At 66.7% G+C, this 21,867-nt stretch carries 21 protein-coding genes; 9 read left to right on the top strand and 12 right to left on the bottom strand.

The window, feature by feature from the left end; genetic code table 11:
• The first annotated feature begins 100 nt into the window (after nt 1–100).
• The 7 genes from pqqC (at nt 101) to folK (ending at nt 5,252) form a co-directional block, all read left to right on the top strand.
• Nucleotides 101–1,201 carry a pyrroloquinoline-quinone synthase PqqC gene (gene pqqC / locus LPC10_RS09550; RefSeq protein ID WP_231346464.1) on the top strand — a complete coding sequence of 367 codons (1,101 nt, stop codon included), beginning with the start codon at nt 101–103 and terminating at the stop codon, nt 1,199–1,201.
• Complete coding sequence (gene pqqE / locus LPC10_RS09545; RefSeq protein ID WP_231346463.1) at nt 1,198–2,352, top strand: pyrroloquinoline quinone biosynthesis protein PqqE; 1,155 nt, start codon at nt 1,198–1,200, stop codon at nt 2,350–2,352. The genes pqqC and pqqE overlap by 4 nt, the downstream gene beginning before the upstream one ends.
• Nucleotides 2,349–3,077 (top strand): hypothetical protein, encoded by a 729-nt coding sequence (locus LPC10_RS09540; protein ID WP_231346462.1) that lies wholly within the window; start codon nt 2,349–2,351, stop codon nt 3,075–3,077. Before pqqE ends, LPC10_RS09540 begins: the two co-directional genes overlap by 4 nt.
• Nucleotides 3,058–3,423, top strand: a complete 366-nt coding sequence (locus LPC10_RS09535; protein ID WP_108939816.1) for a hypothetical protein — start codon at nt 3,058–3,060, stop codon at nt 3,421–3,423. Before LPC10_RS09540 ends, LPC10_RS09535 begins: the two co-directional genes overlap by 20 nt.
• Before the next feature lie 116 nt (nt 3,424–3,539).
• Nucleotides 3,540–4,406, top strand: a complete 867-nt coding sequence (gene folP, locus LPC10_RS09530) for a dihydropteroate synthase (protein WP_231346461.1) — start codon at nt 3,540–3,542, stop codon at nt 4,404–4,406.
• Nucleotides 4,399–4,779, top strand: a complete 381-nt coding sequence (gene folB / locus LPC10_RS09525; RefSeq protein WP_231346460.1) for a dihydroneopterin aldolase — start codon at nt 4,399–4,401, stop codon at nt 4,777–4,779. The genes folP and folB overlap by 8 nt, the downstream gene beginning before the upstream one ends.
• Nucleotides 4,776–5,252 (top strand): 2-amino-4-hydroxy-6-hydroxymethyldihydropteridine diphosphokinase, encoded by a 477-nt coding sequence (folK, locus tag LPC10_RS09520; RefSeq protein WP_231346459.1) that lies wholly within the window; start codon nt 4,776–4,778, stop codon nt 5,250–5,252. The genes folB and folK overlap by 4 nt, the downstream gene beginning before the upstream one ends.
• 187 nt (nt 5,253–5,439) lie before the next feature.
• On the opposite strand, the gene xoxJ is transcribed toward folK, so the two are convergent.
• The 6 genes from xoxJ to LPC10_RS09490 all read right to left on the bottom strand — a co-directional run bounded on the left by xoxJ (nt 5,440) and on the right by LPC10_RS09490 (nt 12,082).
• Nucleotides 5,440–6,294, bottom strand: a complete 855-nt coding sequence (xoxJ, locus tag LPC10_RS09515; protein WP_231346458.1) for a rare earth element methanol dehydrogenase accessory protein XoxJ — start codon at nt 6,292–6,294, stop codon at nt 5,440–5,442.
• Entirely contained in the window at nt 6,294–6,845 is a 552-nt protein-coding gene (gene xoxG, locus LPC10_RS09510) for a methanol metabolism c-type cytochrome XoxG (protein ID WP_231347009.1), read from the bottom strand. Before xoxG ends, xoxJ begins: the two co-directional genes overlap by 1 nt.
• Before the next feature lie 191 nt (nt 6,846–7,036).
• The gene (gene xoxF1, locus LPC10_RS09505; protein WP_231346457.1) at nt 7,037–8,842 is read right to left on the bottom strand and encodes a lanthanide-dependent methanol dehydrogenase XoxF1; all 1,806 of its coding nucleotides are present in this window, start codon (nt 8,840–8,842) and stop codon (nt 7,037–7,039) included.
• 698 nt (nt 8,843–9,540) lie between these two features.
• Nucleotides 9,541–10,314: an ABC transporter ATP-binding protein gene (locus LPC10_RS09500; protein WP_231346456.1), complete on the bottom strand. Its 774-nt coding sequence runs from the start codon at nt 10,312–10,314 to the stop codon at nt 9,541–9,543.
• The gene (locus LPC10_RS09495) at nt 10,295–11,029 is read right to left on the bottom strand and encodes an ABC transporter permease (protein ID WP_231346455.1); all 735 of its coding nucleotides are present in this window, start codon (nt 11,027–11,029) and stop codon (nt 10,295–10,297) included. The genes LPC10_RS09500 and LPC10_RS09495 overlap by 20 nt, the downstream gene beginning before the upstream one ends.
• A 57-nt stretch (nt 11,030–11,086) precedes the next feature.
• Nucleotides 11,087–12,082: an ABC transporter substrate-binding protein gene (locus LPC10_RS09490; RefSeq protein ID WP_231346454.1), complete on the bottom strand. Its 996-nt coding sequence runs from the start codon at nt 12,080–12,082 to the stop codon at nt 11,087–11,089.
• Nucleotides 12,083–12,293: 211 nt separating this feature from the next.
• Here LPC10_RS09490 and LPC10_RS09485 point away from each other — a divergent pair, with 211 nt between their 5' ends.
• Nucleotides 12,294–12,671, top strand: a complete 378-nt coding sequence (locus LPC10_RS09485; RefSeq protein WP_231346453.1) for a 4a-hydroxytetrahydrobiopterin dehydratase — start codon at nt 12,294–12,296, stop codon at nt 12,669–12,671.
• A 235-nt stretch (nt 12,672–12,906) separates the two neighbouring features.
• Here LPC10_RS09485 and LPC10_RS09480 read toward each other — a convergent pair whose 3' ends face one another.
• Nucleotides 12,907–13,782, bottom strand: coding sequence for a dienelactone hydrolase family protein (locus LPC10_RS09480; RefSeq protein WP_231346452.1), 876 nt, complete (start codon nt 13,780–13,782; stop codon nt 12,907–12,909).
• 236 nt (nt 13,783–14,018) lie between these two features.
• Here LPC10_RS09480 and LPC10_RS09475 point away from each other — a divergent pair, with 236 nt between their 5' ends.
• Entirely contained in the window at nt 14,019–14,582 is a 564-nt protein-coding gene (locus LPC10_RS09475) for a DUF1003 domain-containing protein (protein WP_231346451.1), read from the top strand.
• Nucleotides 14,583–15,028: 446 nt separating this feature from the next.
• On the opposite strand, the gene LPC10_RS09470 is transcribed toward LPC10_RS09475, so the two are convergent.
• From LPC10_RS09470 to LPC10_RS09450, 5 genes are all read right to left on the bottom strand, one after another.
• Nucleotides 15,029–15,415: a response regulator gene (locus LPC10_RS09470; RefSeq protein ID WP_231346450.1), complete on the bottom strand. Its 387-nt coding sequence runs from the start codon at nt 15,413–15,415 to the stop codon at nt 15,029–15,031.
• Between the two features lie 178 nt (nt 15,416–15,593).
• Entirely contained in the window at nt 15,594–16,568 is a 975-nt protein-coding gene (locus LPC10_RS09465) for a CoA ester lyase (protein ID WP_231346449.1), read from the bottom strand.
• Between the two features lie 134 nt (nt 16,569–16,702).
• On the bottom strand, nt 16,703–19,471 hold the full coding sequence (locus LPC10_RS09460) for a phosphoenolpyruvate carboxylase (RefSeq protein WP_231346448.1): 2,769 nt from the start codon (nt 19,469–19,471) through the stop codon (nt 16,703–16,705).
• Between the two features lie 118 nt (nt 19,472–19,589).
• Nucleotides 19,590–20,480, bottom strand: coding sequence for a succinate--CoA ligase subunit alpha (gene sucD, locus LPC10_RS09455; protein ID WP_108939802.1), 891 nt, complete (start codon nt 20,478–20,480; stop codon nt 19,590–19,592).
• A gap of 22 nt (nt 20,481–20,502) precedes the next feature.
• Nucleotides 20,503–21,675 carry a malate--CoA ligase subunit beta gene (locus tag LPC10_RS09450; RefSeq protein WP_231346447.1) on the bottom strand — a complete coding sequence of 391 codons (1,173 nt, stop codon included), beginning with the start codon at nt 21,673–21,675 and terminating at the stop codon, nt 20,503–20,505.
• Between the last annotated feature and the right edge of the window lie 192 nt (nt 21,676–21,867).

The following is a 21,867-nucleotide window of genomic DNA, read 5'->3' as shown; positions in this document are numbered from 1 at the left end:
CGCGTCGGTCGCCCTGCCCTTCCCGGTGCGGGGCGCCATCTAAAAAGCTCGAACGAGCACCACCCGAAATGCGGCTCGAAGCCTGGGGAGACCGAACGCCATGACCGCTCAATTTCCGCCGCCCGTCCCGGAATCCGAGCAGCGCCTGCTGAGCCACGAGGAGCTTGAGGCGGCGCTCCGCGACATCGGCGCGCGGCGCTATCACAACCTCCACCCGTTCCACCGCCTGCTGCACGACGGCAAACTCTCGAAGGATCAGGTCCGGGCCTGGGCGCTCAACCGCTACTATTATCAGGCGATGATCCCGGTGAAGGATGCGGCGCTGCTCGCCCGCCTGCCGGACGCGCAGCTTCGCCGGATCTGGCGCCAGCGCATCGTCGATCACGACGGCGACCATGAGGGCGACGGCGGCATCGAGCGCTGGCTCAAGCTCGCCGAGGGCGTCGGCTTCTCACGCGACTACGTGCTCTCGACCAAAGGCATCCTGTCGGCGACCCGCTTCTCGGTCGATGCCTATGTCCATTTCGTCTCCGAGCGGACGCTCTTGGAGGCCATCGCCTCCTCGCTCACCGAGATGTTCTCGCCGACGATCATCTCCGAGCGCGTCGCCGGGATGCTGAAGAACTACGACTTCATCACCAAGGAGACGCTGGCCTATTTCGACAAGCGCCTGACCCAGGCACCGCGCGACGCCGATTTCGCCCTCGACTACGTCAAGCGGCACGCCACGACGCCCGAGATGCAGCGGGCGGCAATGGATGCGCTGACCTTCAAGTGCAACGTGCTCTGGACGCAGCTCGACGCGCTCTACTTTGCCTATGTCGCCCCCGGCATGGTGCCGCCGGATGCATGGCAGCCGGGCGAGGGCCTCGTGACCGAGGATACTTCCACCGAGGCCAGCCCCGCCGCGACGCCGGCCCAGCCCGCGGCCTTCTCGGGCAGCGACGTGCCGCGCCTGCCCCGCGGCGTGCGCCTGCGCTTCGATGAAGTCCGCAACAAGCACGTGCTGCTCGCGCCCGAGCGCACCTTCGACCTCGACGACAACGCCGTCGCGGTTCTCAAGCTCGTCGACGGCAAGACCTCGGTCTCGCAGATCGCCCAGATCCTGGGCCAAACCTACGATGCCGATCCGGCCGTCATTGAGGCCGACATCCTCCCGATGCTGGCCGGTCTCGCACAGAAAAGGGTTCTGGAGCGATGAATGCACCGACCCCCGCCCCCTCCCCCGCGGACGTCATTCCGGCACCTGTGGGTCTGCTCGCCGAGTTGACCCACCGCTGCCCGCTGCGCTGCCCCTACTGCTCGAACCCGCTGGAGCTCGACCGGCGCTCGGCCGAGCTCGACACGGCAACGTGGCTGCGGGTGCTGACGGAGGCGGCGGGCTTGGGCGTGCTGCACGTCCACCTGTCCGGCGGCGAGCCGACGGCGCGCCCGGACATCGTCGAGATCACGGCCAAGTGCGCCGAACTCGGCCTCTACTCGAACCTGATCACATCCGGCGTCGGCGGCGCACTCGCCAAGCTCGACGCCCTCTACGACGCTGGCCTCGACCACGTGCAATTGTCCGTTCAAGGCGTCGATGCTGCGAACGCCGAGAAGATCGGCGGCCTGAAAAACGCGCAACCCCAAAAGATGCAGTTCGCCGCCCGCGTCACCGAACTCGGCCTGCCGCTGACGCTGAACTCGGTGATCCACCGCGGCAACATCCACGAGGTGCCGGGCTTCATCGATCTCGCGGTCAAGCTCGGGGCCAAGCGGCTGGAGGTGGCCCACACCCAGTATTACGGCTGGGCCTACGTCAACCGCGCTGCCCTAATGCCGGACAAGGCCCAGGTCGATGCGTCGATCCGCATCGTCGAGGCGGCGCGCGAGCGCCTCAAGGGTCAGCTCGTCATCGATCTCGTGGTGCCGGACTACTACGCCAAGTACCCCAAAGCCTGCGCCGGCGGCTGGGGCCGCAAGCTGATGAACGTGACGCCGCAGGGCAAGGTCCTGCCCTGCCATGCCGCCGAGACCATCCCCGGCCTCGAATTCTGGTACGTCGGCGACCACTCGCTCGGCGACATCTGGACGCAATCGCCGGCGTTTGCCGCCTATCGCGGCACGAGTTGGATGAAGGAGCCCTGCCGCTCCTGCGACCGGCGCGAGAAGGATTGGGGCGGTTGCCGTTGCCAGGCGCTGGCGCTCACGGGCGATGCCGCCAACACCGATCCGGCCTGCTCCCTTTCGCCGCTTCACGCGAAAATGCGGGATCTTGCCAAGGAAGAGGCTGCCGAGAACCCGCCCGATTATATATACCGCAGCATCGGGACGAATGTGCAAAACCCCTTGAGCGAAAAGGCACCCCTTTGAGACGGACGATGCTGCCAGTTGCCGTTGCGGCGGCTCTCTCGACGACGCTTCTCGCAACCGCGCCCCTCGCCTGGGCGGCCTCCGACACCGGACCGGCAAGTCAGGAGGCTGCCCAGAGTGCGGCGCCGAATGCCGGCGACCTGCTCTTCGAGCAGCCGCAGATGAAGAACACCACGCCCGGCAGCACGCTGACCTACGATTACCTGCGCCGCAGCGGAATCGTGAAAGGGCCCTACGGTCCGCCGCTCAACGACGCGATCAAGCTCACGGTCGAGCCCGGCAAGAGCGCCGAGAGCCGCGATATCCGCGTGCAGATGTTCTCCGGCGGCTATCGCGTTCCGGCGGGTCCGTTCATCGACATGGCCGGCAACCCCGTGCTGAGCCTGTTCCTGGAAAACCACCTGAAGGGTCTCGCCGGTCTGCTCGAGGCCAACCCGCGTTACATCAAGAACGCGATCCGCAAGGGTCTGCGCGAGAAGGCGACGGTCACGCCGGTCCAGGTCGATTTCAAGGGCCGCAAGGTCGAGGGCTGGCGCGTCGTGATGAAACCCTTCGAGGGCGACCCCTTGACCGAGCGGATGCGCGGATTCGAGGCCACGACCTATACCTTCGTGGTCGCGCCGGAGGTGCCGGGCGAGATCGTCTCCCTCGAAGCGCGAACCCTGAAGCCCGATGGCGGCGAACTCCTTGAGGAGAGGCTCGATTATGACCAGAAGGATTCCTGAGGTCGCGCTGGCCGCAGCGTTTGCGGCCGTCCTCCTCGCCGCGCCCGCGCGCGCCGACGAGAACGACTATCCGACCGACGCGCGGGCCGATTACGTGTTCGGCTGCATGGCGGCCAACGGCCAGACCCGCGCGGCGCTGGAGAAGTGCTCCTGCTCTCTCGACGCGCTTGCCTCGATCCTGCCCTACGACAAGTACGTGCAGGCGAGCACTATCCTCTCCATGCGCCAGGGCATCGGCCAGCGCACCACGGCCTTCAAGTCGACCAAGATGTTCGACGACAAGGTCGCCGACCTGCGCCGGGCCCAAGCCGAGGCGGAGATCCGCTGCTATCGCGGCGCCTCCTGAGCCGCCGCGCGGCGACCCCCTCGAAAACACTTCAGGTCTCTGGCTAAACGGGAGGCGAGGGGCTAGGCCCGCAAGGCTTGGTTCCGCAGGCTTGGCCCGACGAGTCACGACACCCGATGCCGCCCTCCTCTCCTCCTCCGACGCGCCTGCAGACCCTGCTGCCCGAACTCGGCCGGCGCACGCTGGTCATGGGCATCCTCAACGTCACGCCGGACTCGTTCTCGGACGGCGGCCGCTTCGTGGGGGTCGAAGCCGCGCGCGCCCAGGCTGCCGCACTGACGGAAGCCGGCGCCGACATTCTCGATATCGGCGGCGAGTCGACCCGACCCGGCCACACGCCGGTGTCGGCGGCGGAAGAGCAGGCCCGCGTCCTGCCGGTGATCGAGGCGGTGGCGCCCGGCCTCTCCGTTCCGATCTCGATCGACACCTATAAGGCCTCCACCGCGGAGGCCGCTCTGAAGGCGGGCGCTACCCTCGTCAACGATGTCTGGGGCCTGCAGCGCGAGCCGGACATCGCCCGCGTCGCCGCTGAGCACGGCGCACCGGTCATCGTCATGCACAATCGCGAGACGATCGACGGCGCGCTCGACATCGTCGCCGACATGCTGCGCTTCTTCGAGCGCTCCCTGGACATTGCCCGCCGCGCCGGCATTCCCGACGGCGACATCGTGCTCGATCCCGGCATCGGTTTCGGCAAGAGCTGGGAGCAGCATCTCGAAGCCCTGCGCCGCCTTCCCGAAATCCGGGCGCTGGGGTTTCCCCTCCTCGTCGGCGTCTCGCGCAAGAGCCTGCTCGGGCGCCTGCACGACCGCGAGACGGCCCCGCGCGACCGCCTCGTCGGGTCGCTCGCCGCGCATGTGCTCGCCGGCTCACTCGGCGCCGACATCGTGCGCGTTCACGACGTGGCGCCGCATGTCGAGGCGCTGCGGGTGCTCGATGCCGTGATGCGTCCGACGACGGCGGCTGGGATCGTTCATGGCTGACCGCATCCTCGTCCACCGCCTCGCGGTCTTCGCGCGCCACGGCGTGCTGCCGGAGGAGGAGCGGCTCGGCCAGCGCTTCTACATCTCGCTCGAATGCCGCCTCGACCTCGCGCCGGCCGGGCGCAGCGACGATGTCGCCGCCACCGTGAGCTACGCCGATCTCGCCGAGATCGCCCTCGACATCGCCACGAACCGGCGCTTCGCCCTGATCGAGGCCCTGGCCGAGGCGATCGCCGAGAGCTGCCTCGCGCGCTTCCCCCGGATCGAGACGATCGCGGTGCGGATCGACAAGCCGAGCGCGCCGATTCCGGCCGTGCTCGACTACGCGGCGATCGAGATCGTGCGGGGCCGCCCGACGCGGGAGGAAAGATGACGCGCGCCTATCTCGGGCTCGGCAGCAATATCGGCGACAAGGCAGCGATGCTGGCTCAGGCCGTCGAGCGCCTCGCCGCGGCGCCTGGCATCCGGGTCACGGCGCGCTCGGCCGATTACCGCACCCCGCCCTGGGGCGACACCGACCAGGACTGGTTCCTCAACGCGGCGGTCGCCATCGACACCGATCTGACCCCGCACGGGCTGCTGGAGGTCTGCCTGTCGATCGAGGCGGCGCTCGGGCGCGTCCGCGAGCGGCGCTGGGGCCCGCGGGTAATCGATATCGACGTGCTGGCCTATGAGGGCGCGCAGGTCTCCGACGAGCGTTTGGTTCTGCCGCACCGTTTCGTGCGCGAGCGGGCCTTCGTGCTGGTGCCGCTCGCCGAGATCGCACCAGACCTCGTCATCGGCGGCGAGACGGTGGCGCAGGCGCTGGCCAAGCTCGACCGGACGGGCATCGAGAGGGCCGAGTAAGAGTGCCTCACATAACTCCCGGTCACCGACCGTTCTCGCTCTGGCGAGGACAGCGCAACGGGCGTTTTGTGAGAGACACTAAGAAAGGCCCGAACCGCGGTTCGGGCCTTGATCGCGTTTCCGGCTGATCGCCTCGGATCCTGCCAGTCTCCGCCATCGCGAGCGAAGCCATGTGCCGAACGCCGGATCACTCCTCCGCCGCACCGAGAGGCTTGTTCTCCTCCTCGGCCAGCAGCGGCACGTCGTATTCTCGCAGGACCTTCTCGATATCGGCCTTGCGCTTGCGCAGGACGGTGTTGAGGCTGCGCTTCCAGTCGTTCTCGCTGTGGCGCACGCCCATCGAGACGCGGAAGGTCAGCGGCGGCCGTCCCGGCTCGTTGAGCAGCGGCACGACGTCCATCGGCACCCCGCTCTGCTTGGCCAGCCAGCCCGCGGCCGGTCCCCAAAGGATCGCCACATCGAGCTTCTTCTCGGCGAGATCGGCGATCACCTCCGCCGCGACCGTCTGATGCTTGCGCTCGGCCCCGAAGGCGTAGGGCGGGTAGGCATGGATCCGCTCGCCGACGAGTTTCAGTTCGCTCAGGTGATTGGAAGGCGGCGTGCCGGCAATGATGCCGATCTGCTGGTCCTTCAGCCGGGGATCGTCGAGGCTCTTGATATCAGGCAATTCACCCCGGCGCGCGACTAGGACATAGGCGGATCGGTAGTAGGGATTGGTCGCCTGAACGATCTCCCCGCCCGACGTGCCGATGATCAGGTCGCACAGGCCGCTACCGAGGGTGTTGCGGACGAAGCCGGGCCCCTGGGTCAGCCAGTAGTAGCGCAGCTTCACCTTCAGTTCGTCGGCGACGATCTGGGCGATCTTGTTCTCGAAGCCGCCGCCCTTGCGCTCGGAGAAGGGCATGTTGCCGGGGTCGCTGCAGACGCGCAGGACATCCTGCGTGACCAGATCCGGAAGGTGCTGTGCATGGGCGGGCCGCGCCCCTGCCGAGAGCAGGAGCGCGGCGGCCGCGATCGAAACGAGGGGGCTCGAGCGGGTCATCAACCGCCGAGGCACTCCTTCTCGGCCGTCTTGGCGCTCTCGGGCTTGTCTTCCTTCTCGCCCGGACGCGCGCGGCCCCAGGCACCGGAAGCGCGGGCGCGCAGGTACACGTAGAGGTCGTTGGCGTAGCACATGACGTTCTTGTTATCGCCGAAGGCCGGCATCACGCTCTCGTTGCCCGCCGTGTGGTTCTGACGGCCGCCGGCGAGGATGCCGTAGAACTCCTCGTAGGAGAGGCGCTTCAGCGAATCCTTCAGAGCGGGGGCGTAGGTCGAGCCCATGCCGTCCGGACCGTGGCAGACGTGGCACTCGGCATGATACCGGCGGTACCCGGAATAGGTGTACCAATCGACCTTCTTGCCATCGTTGGTGATGTGGAAGGTCGGGTGCCCGTCCTTGTCGAGGTACTTGCCATCCTCTTCCTTCACCGCCGCGGCGGCCTTGAGGACCGGCTCATCGATCTCCTTGGCGTTCGGATCGAGCTTGTTGGCGAGGTCGGACTTGGCGTCCTGGGCGAGGGCGACGGTGGCGGCCGGAACCGCTCCGAGCAAGGCTGCACCGACGAGACCAAGAAGAGCGGTTCTTTTCATCGAAGACAACGACGTTTCTCCCGAGACCATCATGTTGCACCGCAACGTAACTGTGCGGCTACCAAGCAGGGCCTACAGCATAATGATATAATCATAAAGATGCCGGCGCGATTTCCCGCGCCGGCATCCTTAGGCTCAGTGTCGCAAGCGACTTAGTTGTTCGGCAGAGCGAAGACCGTGAGCTGGCCACCGAGGTTGGTGTAGCTCGACAGGGCCGCGTAGCCGCCCACCGCGCCGAGGCCGGCGTTCGGGTCGGTCAGGCCGGCCGCGAGGCCGATGCCAGCCCAGCCGCCGACGCCCGAGAGCACGGCGATGTGCTGCTTGCCCTTGTGCTCGTAGGTCATCACGTTGCCGATGATGCCCGACGGGGTCTTGAACTTGTAGAGTTCCTTACCCGTCTTCGAGTCGACGGCCTTCAGGTAGCCTTCCAGCGTGCCGTAGAAGACCACGTCGCCGGCCGTGGCGAGCGCGCCGCCCCAAGCCGAGAACTGCTCGGGGTTGGACCACTTGATCTTACCCTGGATGTTGTCCCAGGCGATGAAGTTGCCCATGCCGCCGTGCGAGCCGGGAGCCGGGTACATCGACAGCGTCCCACCGACATAGGGCTGGCCCGGAGTGTAGGTCACCCGGAACGGCTCGTAGTCCATGCAGACGTGGTTGGTCGGCACGTAGAAGAGCTGCGTCTTCGGCGAGTAGGCCGCCGGCTGCTGGTCCTTGGTGCCGAGCGCCGCCGGGCAGATGCCCTTCGAGTTCACGTCCTCGCCGTTCTGCTCGGTCGAGTACTTCGACACGACCAGCGGACGGCCGTAGGTCTTGGAACCCTTGTCCATGTCGACCTTGGTGGCCCAGTTCACGACCGGGTCGAACTTCTCGGCGACGAGCAGTTCGCCGGTGGCGCGATCGAGCGTGTAGCCGAAGCCGTTACGGTCGAAGTGCGTCAGGAGCGGGCGCTCCTTGCCGTCGATCTTCTGATCCGTGAGGATCATCTCGTTGATGCCGTCGTAGTCCCACTCGTCGTGCGGGGTCATCTGGTAGACCCACTTGGTCATGCCGGTGTCCGGGTTACGCGCCCAGATCGTCATGGACCACTTGTTGTCGCCCGGACGCTGCTTCGGGTTCCAGGTCGAGGGGTTGCCCGAGCCGTAGTAGAAGAGGTCGAGCTTGGGATCGTAGGAGAACCAGCCCCAGGTGCAGCCGCCGCCGGTCTTCCACTGATCGCCTTCCCAGGTCTTCAGCGAGGAGTCCTTGCCGACCGGCTTGCCGAGGTGGGTCGTCTTCTCGGGATCCATGATCAGGTCGGCGTCGGGGCCCGAGGAGTGGCCGCGCCACACCTTCTTGCCCGACTTCAGGTCGTAGGCGGTGACGTGGCAGTTCACGCCGAACTCGCCGCCGGAGATACCGACGATGACCTTGTCCTTCACGGGGAGGACGGTGGCGGTGTTGGTCTCACCCTTGGACGGGTCGCCGTTCTTGACCGACCAGTTGACCTTGCCGGTCTTGGCGTCGAGCGACACGAGCGTGGTGTCGGCCTGGTGCAGGAGGATGGCGCCGTCGGCATAGGCCAGACCACGGTTGACCGTGTCGCAGCACATCACCGGGATCACGGACGGATCCTGCTTGGGCTCATACTTCCACACGATCTTGGCGCCCTGGTCGAGGTCCAGCGCGTAGACGATGTTCGGGAAGGGCGTGTGGACGTACATGATGTTGCCGACGACGAGCGGGGAGCCCTCGTGGCCGCGCAGCACGCCGGTCGAGAAGGTCCAGGCAACCTGGAGGTTCTTGACGTTGTTGGCGTTGATCTGGTCGAGCTTGGAATAGCGGGTGTTGGCGTAGTCGACGGTCTGAAGAACCTGCTCCGCCGGGTTGGCGATGCCCTTCATGACGCTTTCGTTGGCCAGGGCCGGGCTCGCAGCAGCGAGACCCGCACCGAGGGCGAGAACATGTACCGCTCTCATGGATTCCTCCGACAGGTCTTATCGGCCGACGAACAGCAGCCCGCTGCTCACCCTGGATTGACCTGCTGTTTGCGACAGGGATGGTATTCGCTCCGGCAGCTCGCGACGGCCACTTGGTATTCAGGATAATCCTGTTTTCCCGGCAGCTTACGCGGCTGGTTCCGCATCCCTTAGCGGTCCCCTCGAACCGAAGCTTGAACGAACTCTAAGAAAATTTCCGGCGCCGTCAACTCGATTTCGCGCGTCGAATGTCGCAGCAGACACAGCCTTTATCAGGAAATTTTCTCGACAAAGCGCGCTTTTTGCGGTGCAAAATTTGATATGCAGCGCACAGGCTTCAACTTTGCTTTGACATTACATAGATCCGAATTAGCCCTCGGAATGCGCACGGCGCATGGGCTAGCGATCTTTTCCCATTCGGCATGCGAACAAAGCACTTTAATTCCTGTCGAGGCGCTCATCCTGCGCGGCGATCGATGCCGCACCGCAAAATCGTTCGCGGACGAAAGCGGTCCGGATGGTCTGTTTCGACCGCCCGAGACCGGAGCGGCAGCCGGGAAAATTTTGCACCAGACGGTGCCGCTTATCCTTAAGAGACAGCAGCCCCGGTCGCGGAGAGCCAGGGCATTGGGAGCGCACGGAGGCTCAAGGGTCAGGACGAGTCGGATCGCCGACGCGTCTTCGCCTCGGCCCCAGTCTTAGGATGCAACGATGCCGGGGAAGCGGGCGGCCATGCCGCGACGGGTTTCATCGGCCCAGGCCCGGTCCCGCTCCGGGCGCGGTCGGTCGAGAGGCAGGCTCGCCAGGAGGTGGGCCGGCCGCGGTGAGACCAGCAGGAGCCGGTCCGCGATCTCGATCGCCTCGGCGACGTTGTGCGTGACCATCAAGACGCTCGTGCCGGAGCGGCCCACCGCGGCGACCACCAGGCCGCGCAGGGACGAGGCGGCCGCGTCGTCGAGCGAGACGAAGGGCTCGTCGAGAACGAGGATGCGCGGCTCGAGCGCCAGCGCCCGCGCCAGCGCCACCCGGCGCTGCATTCCGAGCGACAGCGCGCCGGGATAATGGGCGCGCCAGGGCGTGAGCCCGAGCGATTCGAACAGATCGTCGAGGCCGAGCGCCCGGCGCTCACGGGGCAGGCCGAGCCGGACATTCTGCTCGATGGTGCGCCAGGGCAGCAGCCGCGGGTCCTGAAACACCATGGCGATGCCGGCCTGGGACGGCTCGGGGCTGACGCTGCCCTCGAAGTCGCGGTCGAGGCCGAGCAGGATGCGTAGGGTGGTGGTCTTGCCTGCCCCGGAGGGACCGATGAGGCAGGTGATCTCGCCAGCATGAAGCTCGAAGGCGAGGCCGCGCACCGCCTCCACGGCCTCGGTGCGGGCCTTACGGTAGACCTTGCGATCCACCCGTACCGTCAGGAGCGGCGCGGGCCCGCCGCCGGTCGCGCCCATCGCCTCAGCGCCAGCGGCGGACATGGGCGTCGAGGGGCTGGAGGAGAAGGGCGTCGATGGCGAGCATCACGCTCATGAAGACGAGGCTGTAGCCGATCACCGCTGTGACGTCGAAGAGGGTGAAGTAGTAGTTGATGGCAAAGCCGACGCCGTTCGGGCGCCCGAGCAGCTCGACCACCAGCACGATCTTCCAGGCGAGCGAGATGCCGGAGCGCGCCGCCGCCACCATGAAGGGCTGGAGCTGCGGCAGCAGCACGTGGGCGATCCAGGTGCGCCGGTCGAAGCGATAGGTCGCCGCCATCTCCTCCAGGCCCGGATCGAGGCCGCGGGCGCCCTCGCGCATGATGACCGCGACATTGGGCAGCTTGTTGAGTGCCACCGCGACGATGGCCGCGGTCTCGGTGAGCCCGAGCCAGACATAGGCCAGCACCGTGATGACGAGGGCCGGCGTGTTGAGGACGACGAGGAGCGGCGTATCGAGCAGCCGGTCGGCCAGCCGCGAGCGGCCGAGCGCGATCCCGAGCAGCACGCCGAGACTCATGGCAATGACGAAGGAGACGGCCACGCGGGCGAGCGTGACCCCGACATTGAAGAGAAGGCTTCCGGTCTCCGCCTCCCGCAGGACGAAAGCCAGCACCGCGCTCGGCGCCGGCAGGGTCCGCGTGTCGGCGTAGACGGAGACGCCTTGCCAGAGGGCGAGGAGGACACCGAGGGAGAGGAGGCGCGCGAGCAGGGCCATGCGCAGGGTCAATGGACCGGGGCCGGAGCCATGATCGCCGAGATGATCGCCAAGACGTCAGCCGTTGCCCGCGGCATCGAGATAGAGGTTCGGCGGCAGCGTCTTGCCGACGCCGAGGAGTTGCGCTCCCGCGAGCCGGTCCAGGGCCGCGTAGATGCGCTCGCCGTCCGCGCGCTCGGCGGCGATCGGCCGGCGCGGGATGCCGGCGAGGAAGTCGCGCTTGAGCGCGGTGAAGGTGGCGTCATCCTCGGCCGCCATCAGCGGGCGGACCGTTTCCCAAAGGTCCGGCTCGTTGGCCAGCGCGTCCTTGGCGGCGGCCGAGGCGCGGGCGAATCCCCGCACCACCTCGCCCCGGTCGGCCACGGTCTGTCCCTCGAAGAGATAACCGATCAGCGAGACGGCGCCCTTGGCGCCGAAGGCGCGCATCATGTCGTCGGCCGAGATCAGCCGCTTGAAACCCTTGGCTTCGAGGCGGGCGCAGAACTGCCAGTAGAGCAGGGCCGAGTCGAGTTCGCCGCTCTCCAGCTTCTGCGCCAGGAGCGGCGGAGCGCCGTAGGCGATCTGCGCGGCGCTGGCGAGGTCGAGCCCCGCCGTCTCCTGCGCCTGCGCCTTCAGCAGGATCCAGTTCTTGTCGAGCGCCCCGCCCGCCACACCGAGCCGCCGGCCCGACAGGCTCTTCAGATCGGTGATCGGGCTGCCGGCCGGGACCATCAGCGCCCCTTCCGTGGTCGAGTAGGGCGAGAAGCGCACGCCGCGCCCCTCGTTGCCGAGGCGGGCGGCGAAGATCAGGTCACCGACGATCGCGTCCACTTGGCCGCCGAGGAAGGCGATGCGGGCGGCGTCGTTGCCGGCGAGCTTGACGATGTCGAGGGTGAATCCGTTGGCCGCGTCGAAGCCGCGCGCCTTGATGACGGCCGCCTCCCACGAGGCGGTGCCGAAGGGCAGCACGCCGAGCCGGAACGTCTCGCCCGCCGCCCGCGCGCGGCGAGCCATCGGCAGCGCCGCCGCGAGCGACAGAGCCGCCGTCGCGAGCATTCCGCGCCGTGACAGCATGGGCGTCCTCATGAATTGTCGGTCAGAGCGTCCCGGCCCTGCGAAGGCGGGAGTTTCTGTTGAATTTTTTAATAGGGACTCGCTCCCGCCTCGTCCACAGCGCGCCCGAGCGTTTCCGCTGCGACATGCGGGCTTTCGCGCTTCACGGTCGCCGCTTGCGCCGCCGCCGGTCCCGAAGCACGTTTTCGCCGTATCCGATGGGAGTGTGACGATGACTCAAGCGCGCGAAGGCGTCCTCGACGACGCGACGGTGGAACGCCGGCTCAAGGACGAGCTGCCGGAATGGCGGCTGGAGGACGGCTGGATCCGGCGGACCTACAAGACCGCCTCGTGGAAGAGCACGCTGATGGTCATCAACACGGTGGGCCATCTGGCCGAAGCCGCGTGGCACCACCCGGACCTCACCGCCTCCTACGCCTGGGTCGAGGTGCGGCTGATGAACCACGCCGCCAAGGGCATCACCGAGAAGGATTTTGCGCTGGCGAAGAAGATCGAGGAGGTGGTGGCTTGGCAGCCGGGCGCCGAGGGCGGCGCCCTGGAGGGCACGCCGGCCGATCCGCGCTTCGCCTATATCAAGTACGAGAAGTAAGTGTCTCTCACAAAACTCTCTCTGCTCAGTCGTCTACAGAGCGAGAACGGCCGGTGATCGGGAGTTTTGTGAGGCACTCTAAAGCGGGCACGGATAACCGCCGCCGTCATTGCGCGGAGAATCCGTGGCAATCCAGGGCGCGGCTTGTCCGGAGAGGGCGCGCTTCTGGATCGCTTCGCTGCCGCTCGCGATGACGGCGTGAGGCGAAGCCCGAAGCGATCCGCCGGACGCAGGGTCAGGCCACGCCGTGCTGCCGGAACCAGTCCTGCAACCGCCGCCAGCCGTCCTGAGCCGGCTCGGCGCGGTAACTCGGGCGGTAATCGGCGTGGAACGCGTGCGGCGCGTCCGGGTAGACCACGAACTCGCAGGTCTTGCCCGCGGCCCGGCAGGCCTCCTTCATCCGGTCGATCGTGGCGACGGGGATGCCCTGATCGGCCCCTCCATAGAGGCCGAGCACCGGCGCCTTGAGGTCCGCGGCGACATCGACCGGATGCTTCGGCATCAGGTCCGAGGCATCGCCGACGAGGCGCCCGTACCACGCGACGCCCGCCTTCACGTTCGGATTGTGGGCGGCGTAGAGCCAAGTGATGCGCCCGCCCCAGCAGAAGCCGGTGAGGCCCAGCCGGGCCGTGTCGGCCTTGCCCGTTCCCTTGGCATAGGCGACCGCCGCGTCGAGGTCGCGCATCACCTGCGCGTCGGGCACCTTGGAGACGACCTCGCTGACGATCTGCTGGATGTTCGTCAGCCGCGAGACGTCGCCCTGCCGGGCGTAGAGCTCGGGCGCCAGGGCGAAGTAGCCGAGCTTGGCCAGCCGGCGGCACACATCCTTGATGTGCTCGTGAACGCCGAAGATCTCCTGGATAACGAGCACGGTCGGGAAGGGACCGCCCTCGGTGGGCATCGCCCGGTAAGCCGGGATCTCGCCGTCCTGGGTCGGGATCTTCACCTCGCCTGCGGTCAGCCCGTTCGTGTCCGTGGTGATCGTGGTCTGCGCCGCGACGGGCTGCACCGCGAGCGCGAAGCCGCCGGCAAGGCTCGTGGCAATCACGGTACGGCGGGAGAGTGTCGTCCGAGCCGCGAGGCTGCGAAAGTCGGCATCGAATGCAGTCATGCGCGCCTCTCGAAGAATGTGTCGGTCGGGTAGGCCAGCGCCCGGCGGCAGAAATAGGGGCGCATCGGCGAATGGCGACGGTGGCGCCGGAGCGTTGCCGGTTTTCGCCGAGCCAGGCGCTCGATGCGTCGGCTTCCGAACTCAACGGGCCGTTCGGGCGGCATCCCGGCCTGATGTGGGATCATGCCAGGGTCCCGGCCGGTTGCTCGCTCAGGCTCCTCCTGAGACCCGTGAAGATGCCAAGCCAAGACGAGCGGAACACCTCCGCCGCACGGACGACTTTCCTGCCGCCTCAGCCCGACGGACTGGCGCCTGCGCTCGTGCGCAACATCCGAGCGCTGCAGGAGCGCCGGAACGCGGCGGAGCGCGAGGCCTCGCTGCAGGATCGCGTGGCGGAGACGATCACGCGGTTCACCGGCAGCATGGCATTCGTGGCGCTGCACGTCGTGCTCTTCGGCTTCTGGACACTCGTGAACACGGGTCTGCTGCCGATCCTGCCGAAATGGGACGAGTCCTTCGTGATCCTCGGCACTTCAGCCTCCGTCGAGGCGATCTTCCTGTCGACCTTCGTGCTGATCAGCCAGAACCGGATGGCCGCGGCGGCCGACAAGCGGGCAGACCTCGATCTCCATATCGGCCTTCTGGCCGAGCACGAGGTAACGAAGCTCGTCGCGATGGTCTCGGCCATCACCGATCGGATGGGGATCGAGACGAAGGCCGATCCGGAGGTCGGCGAACTCAGCCAGGACGTGGCGCCCGATGCCGTCCTCGATGAGATCGAGCGGAACGGCCGCGCCTGACTGCCCGCGCGCTAAAAGAAAGTCGGCTATATCGTTCGCGCCTGTAGATCCGTCGGAGGAGACAGCAATGCTGGTCCGCGTTAACCATGAGCATGGAACGCGCGGTTCTGCTTGAGTACTCCGCCTTGGCCGAACGGCACGTTGTCGAAGGCGCGCGTCACCTAAGCCGGCAGCGAGAGATCGTTGCGGAGACGGAAGCGGTCGGCCGCGACGCTACGCTTGCGCGAGAGTTGCTGCACACCTTCGAGGCGACACAGGCCACGCATGTCGCCGACCGGAACCGGCTTTTGAGAGAACTCGGGCAAGCGTCAAGCTGACGCGCGAGGAGCAGAGGCGCCGCTTCATTGAGGCGGCGCATGAGGCTGGCGAGAGAGAGGCCGATTTCGACGCAGCGTTGAAGCAGATCGCAAAGAAGAAGTCCTCAGAAGCCGAGGACCGATTGCGGCTCATCCGGCACGTGATGCCCTTACGCGAGTGTCGGCCAGGGCGTTCACAAGCTCATGTGCATCAAACGGCTTTAAAAGCCTTGGCACGGATGAGAACTTCTCCGGTATACCATCGAAATCATAGCCGGTTGCGAACATAAAGGGAACGCCGCGTGCCCACAGAACATCAGCAAGCGGATAGCTCATCTTTCCTCGGATGTTGATGTCGAGCATGGCGATGTCTGAGCTTATCGCAGAACGCTCAAAGACATCATCATCGAGGTTACCGTGCGCACCCACTACGATGCCGCCAGCGGCTTCGACAATGCGCCTGATCTCATCCATGATGAGATACTCATCTTCAACGATGAGAACTCTTGTATCCAACAATTTTTGATGCCCTTCCAAGGCTAAGCCCCCTCGGTACACAGCCTTGGCTCGTTATCAATTGACGCGCACGTCCGAATTTACCTGCATCAAAAGTTCGTACTCCGTGTGGCGCCCGACCATTTGTCCGAACGTTAGATCCGACAAAAAAATGGCCGGGCGAACCCGGCCATCTTCCGCCTTTAATGCGAGAAAAAGCTTACTTCCCGCCCATCGCGTCGGCCTTCTGGATCAGCGCCTCGGCCATGCGGATCGAGGCGATGTCGATCAGGCGGCCGTCGAGCGAGACGGCGCCGCGGCCGGCTTTGGCGGCCTCTTCCATGGCTTCCAGAATGCGGCGGGCCTTGGTGACCTCGGCCTCGGAGGGGGTGAACACCTCGTTGGCGAGATCGATCTGCGAGGGGTGGATCGCCCACTTGCCCTCGAAGCCGAGCGCGGCGCAGCGACGGGCCGCCGACTTGTAACCGTCCGGATCGGAGAAGTCGCCGAACGGGCCGTCGATCGGGCGCAGGCCATAGGCGCGGCAGGCCACCAGCATGCGGTTCTGGGCGAACAGCCACGGATCCTGCCAGTGGGTCTGGCGGTTGCCGGCCTCGTCCTTGTCGGTGAGCACCGAGTAGTCGGGGTTCACGCCGCCGATCACGGTGGAGCGGGCGCGGGTCGAGGCGGCGTAGTCGGCGACACCGAAGGACATCGCCTCGAGGCGCTTGGAGGAGGTGGCGATCGCCTCGACGTTCGCCATGCCGAGCGCGGTCTCGATCAGCACCTCGAAGCCAATCTTCTTCTCGCGCTTCTTAGCTTGCTCGATCTGCGTCGTCAGCACGTCGATGGCGTAGACGTCGGCCGGCACGCCGACCTTGGGAATCAGGATCATGTCGAGGCGCGGGCAGGCCTCCACGATGTCGACGACGTCGCGGTACATGTAGTGGGTGTCGAGACCGTTGATGCGGATCATCATGGTCTTGTTGCCCCAATCCAGGTCGTTCAGCGCCTGGATGATGTTGGTGCGCGCCTTCTCCTTGTCGTCGGGCGCCACCGCGTCCTCGAGGTCGAGGAAGATCACGTCGGCGTTCGAGGCGGCCGACTTCTCCATGAAGGTCGGGTTGGAGCCGGGAACCGCGAGTTCCGAGCGGTGCAGGCGGGGCGTCGCCTGCTGGATCAGGGTGAAGCTCATCGGGAGTCCTCCGTTCTTTGAGACCGTCGTGTCGTGGGCGCGGTCACCCGCTTACTCGCATGCCGCGCTTCTATCTCGCGCGCCCGAGCCGGCCGTCCAGCCTGCCCCGGGACACGTGGCCGAGATTGTATGCATTATCCAGTCGCGCCGAAGCCGACGGCAATGCAATTGATGGAGAGCAGCAGCGCGGACTTCACCGCCTCGCGCTTGTCCTCGTCGGGCTCGCTGCGGAAGCGGCGCAGCAGCTCGACCTGCTCGCGGCTGACCTGGTTGATGGTCGGCAGGCGCCCCTGCAGGCGCTCGCGGAATTGCGGGAAGCGCTGGGCGAGTTCGCGGTCGCCGGAGACCCGCAGCACCATCTCGCGAGTCAGCGCGTATTCCTGCTCGATCATGCCGAAGATGCGGGCACGGACGGTCTCGTCCTCGACCAGGCCGGCATAGTCGCGGGCGATCTCCAGATCGACCATCATCAGCGTCTTCTCGACCTCGTCGAGGACGAGGCGGAACACCCGGCAATCCCGGAACATGCGCCGGAGCAGGGCCTCGCCCTGTTCACCGCGGATGTCGATGAAGCTCTTCAGCCCCGAGCCGACGCCGTACCAACCGGTGATGACGTGCCGGTTCTGCGACCACGCGAACACCCAGGGAATCGCGCGCAGATCCGAGAGCGACTTGGCACCGAAGCGGCGCGCGGGCCGCGAGCCGATATTGAGCAGCGCGATCTCGTCGAGCGGGCTTGCCGCCTGGAAGTAGTCGACCAGACCCTCGGCCTGAAGCAGGTTGACATAGGCCGCCCGCGAGGCGCCCGAGAGCGCCTCCAGCGCATCGTCGAGTTCGGCGCGCGAACCGTTGCCGTTGCCTTCCGAGAGCAGGGCGTGCTCGAAGACGGAGGCCGCCAGCAGTTCCATCTGGTAGGCCGCCGTGCCGCGGTTGGCGTATTTGAACGAGACGACCTCGCCCTGCTCGGTGATGCGGAAGCGCCCGTTGATCGAGCCCGGCGGCTGGGCCGCGATGCCGCGATGGGTCGGCACGCCGCCGCGGCTGACCGAGCCGCCCCGGCCGTGGAAGAAGGCGATCGGCACGCCGAGATGCTTGCCGAGCACGGTGAGCCGCACCTGCGCCTTGTAGAGCTCCCAGTTCGAGGCGATGAAGCCGCCGTCCTTGTTCGAATCGGAATAGCCGATCATCACCTCCTGCACGCCGCCCTGCCAGCGGGTGGAGCGGCGCACGACGGGGATGCTGAGCAGCTCCTTCATGATGGCGGGCGCGGCGCGCAGGTCGTCGATGGTCTCGAACAGCGGCACGATCGGCAGCGGGCAGATCTCGGTGCCCGTCGCGTCGAGGAAGATGCCGGCTTCCTTGGCCAGCAGGTAGGCGCCGAGCACATCGACGGTCGAGCGCGTCATCGACAAGATGAAGGCGCCGAAGGCCTCGCGGTCGAGGGTGTCGCGCATCTCACCCACCAGCGCGAAGGTGGCGAGCGTCTCGCGCGCGTCGTCGGGCAGACGGTCAGCGAAGTCCTCGAACGAGGTCTCAGGATTGCGCGGCCGGGCGAGTTCGGTGAGCAGCCACTCCTTCCAGGCCGGCGAATCCAGCTCCGGCGGCTCGCGGTCGCCGTTGCGCAGCTTCCACAGGGCGTGCAGCGTCTTGGTGGTGCGGGTCGAGTTCTCGCGCAGGTCGAGCCGCACGGTGGAGAAGCGGAAGATCTCGACCATCCGCCGCACGGGGCGCACGATGTCGGTGGCGAGCGCGCCGCACTTGGCGTCGGCCAGCCCCTTTTCCAGCGTCCGCAGATCGTTGATGAGCCCGTCCGCGCTCGGATAATCGGGCCCGACCGAGCGGGCACCCTTGTTGCGGGCGATCGTCGCCTCGAGCTTGCGCAGGACGCAGGAGAGGAACTGGCGGTAGGCCTCGCCGGGATTGCGGTTGGCGATCGCCCGCGCATCGCCGGATTCGGCCAGCATGTGGGCGAGTTCGCTGCGGAAGGTCTCCGGCACCGGCAGGGAGCGCTCGGTGATCGAGAGCACCCGCCCGAGATGGGTGATGCGGTCGCGGTAGCGGCGGAGCGAGGCCAGCGCGTTGCGTTGGAGCGTCTCGCGGGTCACGCTGGCGGTGACGTAGGGATTGCCGTCGCGGTCACCACCGATCCAGCTTCCGAACTGGAAGAAGGGCGGCACCTCAAAGGTCTCGTCGGGATAGTACTGCGCGAGGCTCTCTTCGAGTGAGAGCAGCATCTCGGGCAGCATCTCGAACAAGGTTTCGTCGAAGAAGTGCAGGCCCCACGCCACCTCGCGCTCGACGGTGGCCTTCTCCAGATGCAGCTCGCCGGTCATCCAGATCAGCTCGATCTGGTCGCGCAGCTCGTTCATCAGGCCGTTGCGCTCGCGCTCGGTCCAGCGCGGCAATTCCAGCTCACGCAGCACGAGATAGATGCGGCGCAGCTTCTCCAGCACCGTCACGCGCTTGCCCTCGGTGGGGTGCGCGGTGATGGTCGGGCGGATGCGCAGGTCTTTGAGCAGCGTGTGGATCTGCGACGCGCCGATACCACGGGCGGAGGCTTCCGCCAGAACCTTGGCAAACGAGCCGTTCAGCGCCTCGCGGCCCTGGTCGCGCTCGACATGGCGGCGGCGGCGCATGGCCGCGTTCTGTTCGGCGATCGAAACGAGCTGGAACCAGATGCCCTGCACCTGAAGCGCGCGCGCCAGCATCTCCGGCGTGTAGGACGAGATATCGGCGCGGCCGTGCAGCACGTCCTCCAGCTCGGGATCGTGGCGGCGGGCCACGTCGAGGAGCGCGTGGAACAAGATGTCGAGGGCGTCTTCGGTGGCCGTACCGGTGATGACCGGCGGCGCGAAGGTCGAGTCGGTCGCGGCTGACGGCCGGGCGTGCAGCGTCTTGGTCATGGGATCCCCCCTGGCGAGGTTCTCTTTTCGGACTCCCGTGGGCAGGCCTGCGGGACGGTGGATCACTCCGATCCACGGAAGATTCCCCTCCCCGCTCAGAGGGAAGGGAATGGAAGGTTCACGCCGCGCGGGCGAGCACGTCGGCCACGGTCTGTCCGAACGAGCCCGGATCGGGCGCGACCGTGAGGCCGTAGGACTTCATGATCTCGGCCTTCTCCGCGGCGCTGTCGCCGGTGGCCGAGATGATCGCGCCGGCATGCCCCATGCGGCGGCCCTTCGGGGCCGTCAGGCCGGCCACGAAGCCGATCACCGGCTTCGAAAAATTCTCCTTGATCCAGGCCGAAGCCTCGGCCTCCTGCGGACCGCCGATCTCGCCGATCATCAGCACGGCCTCGGTCTCCGGATCCTGCTCGAACAGGGCGAGGTGGTCGAGGAAGGAGGAGCCGTTGATCGGGTCGCCGCCGATGCCGACCGAGGTCGAGATGCCGATGCCGAGTTCCTTCATCTGCGCGGCGGCCTCGTAGCCCAGCGTGCCGGAGCGCGAGATGACGCCGACCTTACCCGGCAGGTAGATGTGGCCGGGCATGATGCCGAGCATCGACTTGCCCGGCGAGATGATGCCGGCGCAGTTCGGGCCCACCACCATGGTGCGCTTCTCTTTCGGGTAACGGCGCAGGTAGCGCTTCACCCGCATCATGTCCTGGGCCGGAATGCCATCGGTGATCGAGCAAACGAGCCGCAGACCCGCATCGGCCGCCTCCATGATCGCGTCCGCCGCGAAGGGGGGTGCCACGAAGGTGATCGAGGTGGTGGCGCCGGTGGCCTCCACGGCCTCCTTGACGGTGTTGAACACCGGCACGCCGCAATGGGTCTTGCCGCCTTTGCCGGGGGTGACGCCGCCAACGACGTTGGAACCGTAGGCGATCATTTCCTTGGCGTGGAAGGTGCCCTTGTCACCCGTGATGCCCTGGACGAGGATCGGGGTCTTCTCGTCGATGAGAATGCTCATGGCGTGATTCCTCCCTCTCTCGTCAGTGCTTGGAGCCGTGGCAGGCTTCGACGGCCTTGCGCGCGGCTTCCGTGAGGGTGTCGGCGGTGATGAGGTCGAGCCCGCTCTCGGCGAGGATCTTCTTGCCCTCCTCGACATTCGTGCCGGCGAGCCGCACCACGAGCGGCACGTCGATCTTCACCTCGCGCGCGGCCTTCACCACGCCCTCCGCGACCCAGTCGCAGCGGTTGATGCCGGCGAAGATGTTGACGAGGATCGCCTTCACGTTGCGGTCCGAGAGCACCAGCCGGAAGGCCGTGGCGACGCGGTCGGGCGAGGCGCCGCCGCCCACATCCAAGAAGTTCGCCGGCTCACCGCCCGCGTGCTTGATCATGTCCATGGTCGCCATGGCCAGACCCGCGCCGTTGACGATGCAGCCGATCTCGCCGTCGAGGCCGATATAGCTGAGGTTATGCTCGGCGGCCTGCGCCTCGCGGGGATCGCCCTGGGACGGGTCGTGCATGTCCGCGATGTTGCGGCGGCGGAACAGAGCGTTGTCGTCGAAGGACATCTTGGCGTCGAGCGCCAGCACCCGGTCGTCCTTGGTGACGACGAGCGGGTTGATCTCCAGCATGGTGCCGTCGCAGTCGCGGAACGCTCGGTAGGCGTTCATGATGGTCTTCACCGCGGCCGAGACCTGCTTGATGTTGAGGCCCAGCTTGAACGCGATCTCACGGGCCTGGAACTGCTGCAGGCCCACCGCCGGCTCGACCACGACCTGAATCAAGGCCTCCGGCTCCTTGGCGGCGATCTCCTCGATGTCCATGCCGCCGCGCTGAGAGGCGATGACGCGGACGCGCTCGGCCTTCCGGTCGAGGACGTAGCCGAGATAGAGTTCACGCTCGAACGGGTCGGCGGTCTCGATGTAGACCCGCTGAACCGGCTTACCCTCGGGGCCGGTCTGGAGGGTGACGAGGCGCTTGCCCAGCAGATCGCGGGCGGCGTCGCGTACCTCGTTGTAGGTGCGGCAGAGCTTGATTCCGCCTGCCTTGCCGCGGGCGCCGGCATGGATCTGGGCCTTCACCGCCCAGAACGAGCCGCCGAGCTCGGTCGCGGCGTAGACCGCCTGATCCGGGCTGAAGGCCACGGCGCCCTTCGGGACGGCGACCCCGAAGCTCGCGAGCAGCTCCTTGGCTTGGTACTCGTGAACGTCCATCGAGACCTCCTTCGCGTTTCCGTCGTTTTTGTTGGGCCAACCTTCGCGGAAAAATTACTTTTCGGGAAGCGGGTCGGCTCTCAATTTTTTCTTGTTTTCGGCTTTAGTTTGCTTGCCCGGCAGAGACTTAGCGGGCTTCTAAACTGAGGAAGATGCAGGGCAGGGCACGGATCACGGCGATGCTCGCCCAAC

Origin of the sequence: Methylorubrum sp. B1-46 (assembly GCF_021117295.1) — a bacterium.
Lineage (GTDB): Bacteria > Pseudomonadota > Alphaproteobacteria > Rhizobiales > Beijerinckiaceae > Methylobacterium.
Note: the sequence above shows the minus strand (reverse complement) of the source record. Positions and strands in the feature narration are given on the sequence as shown.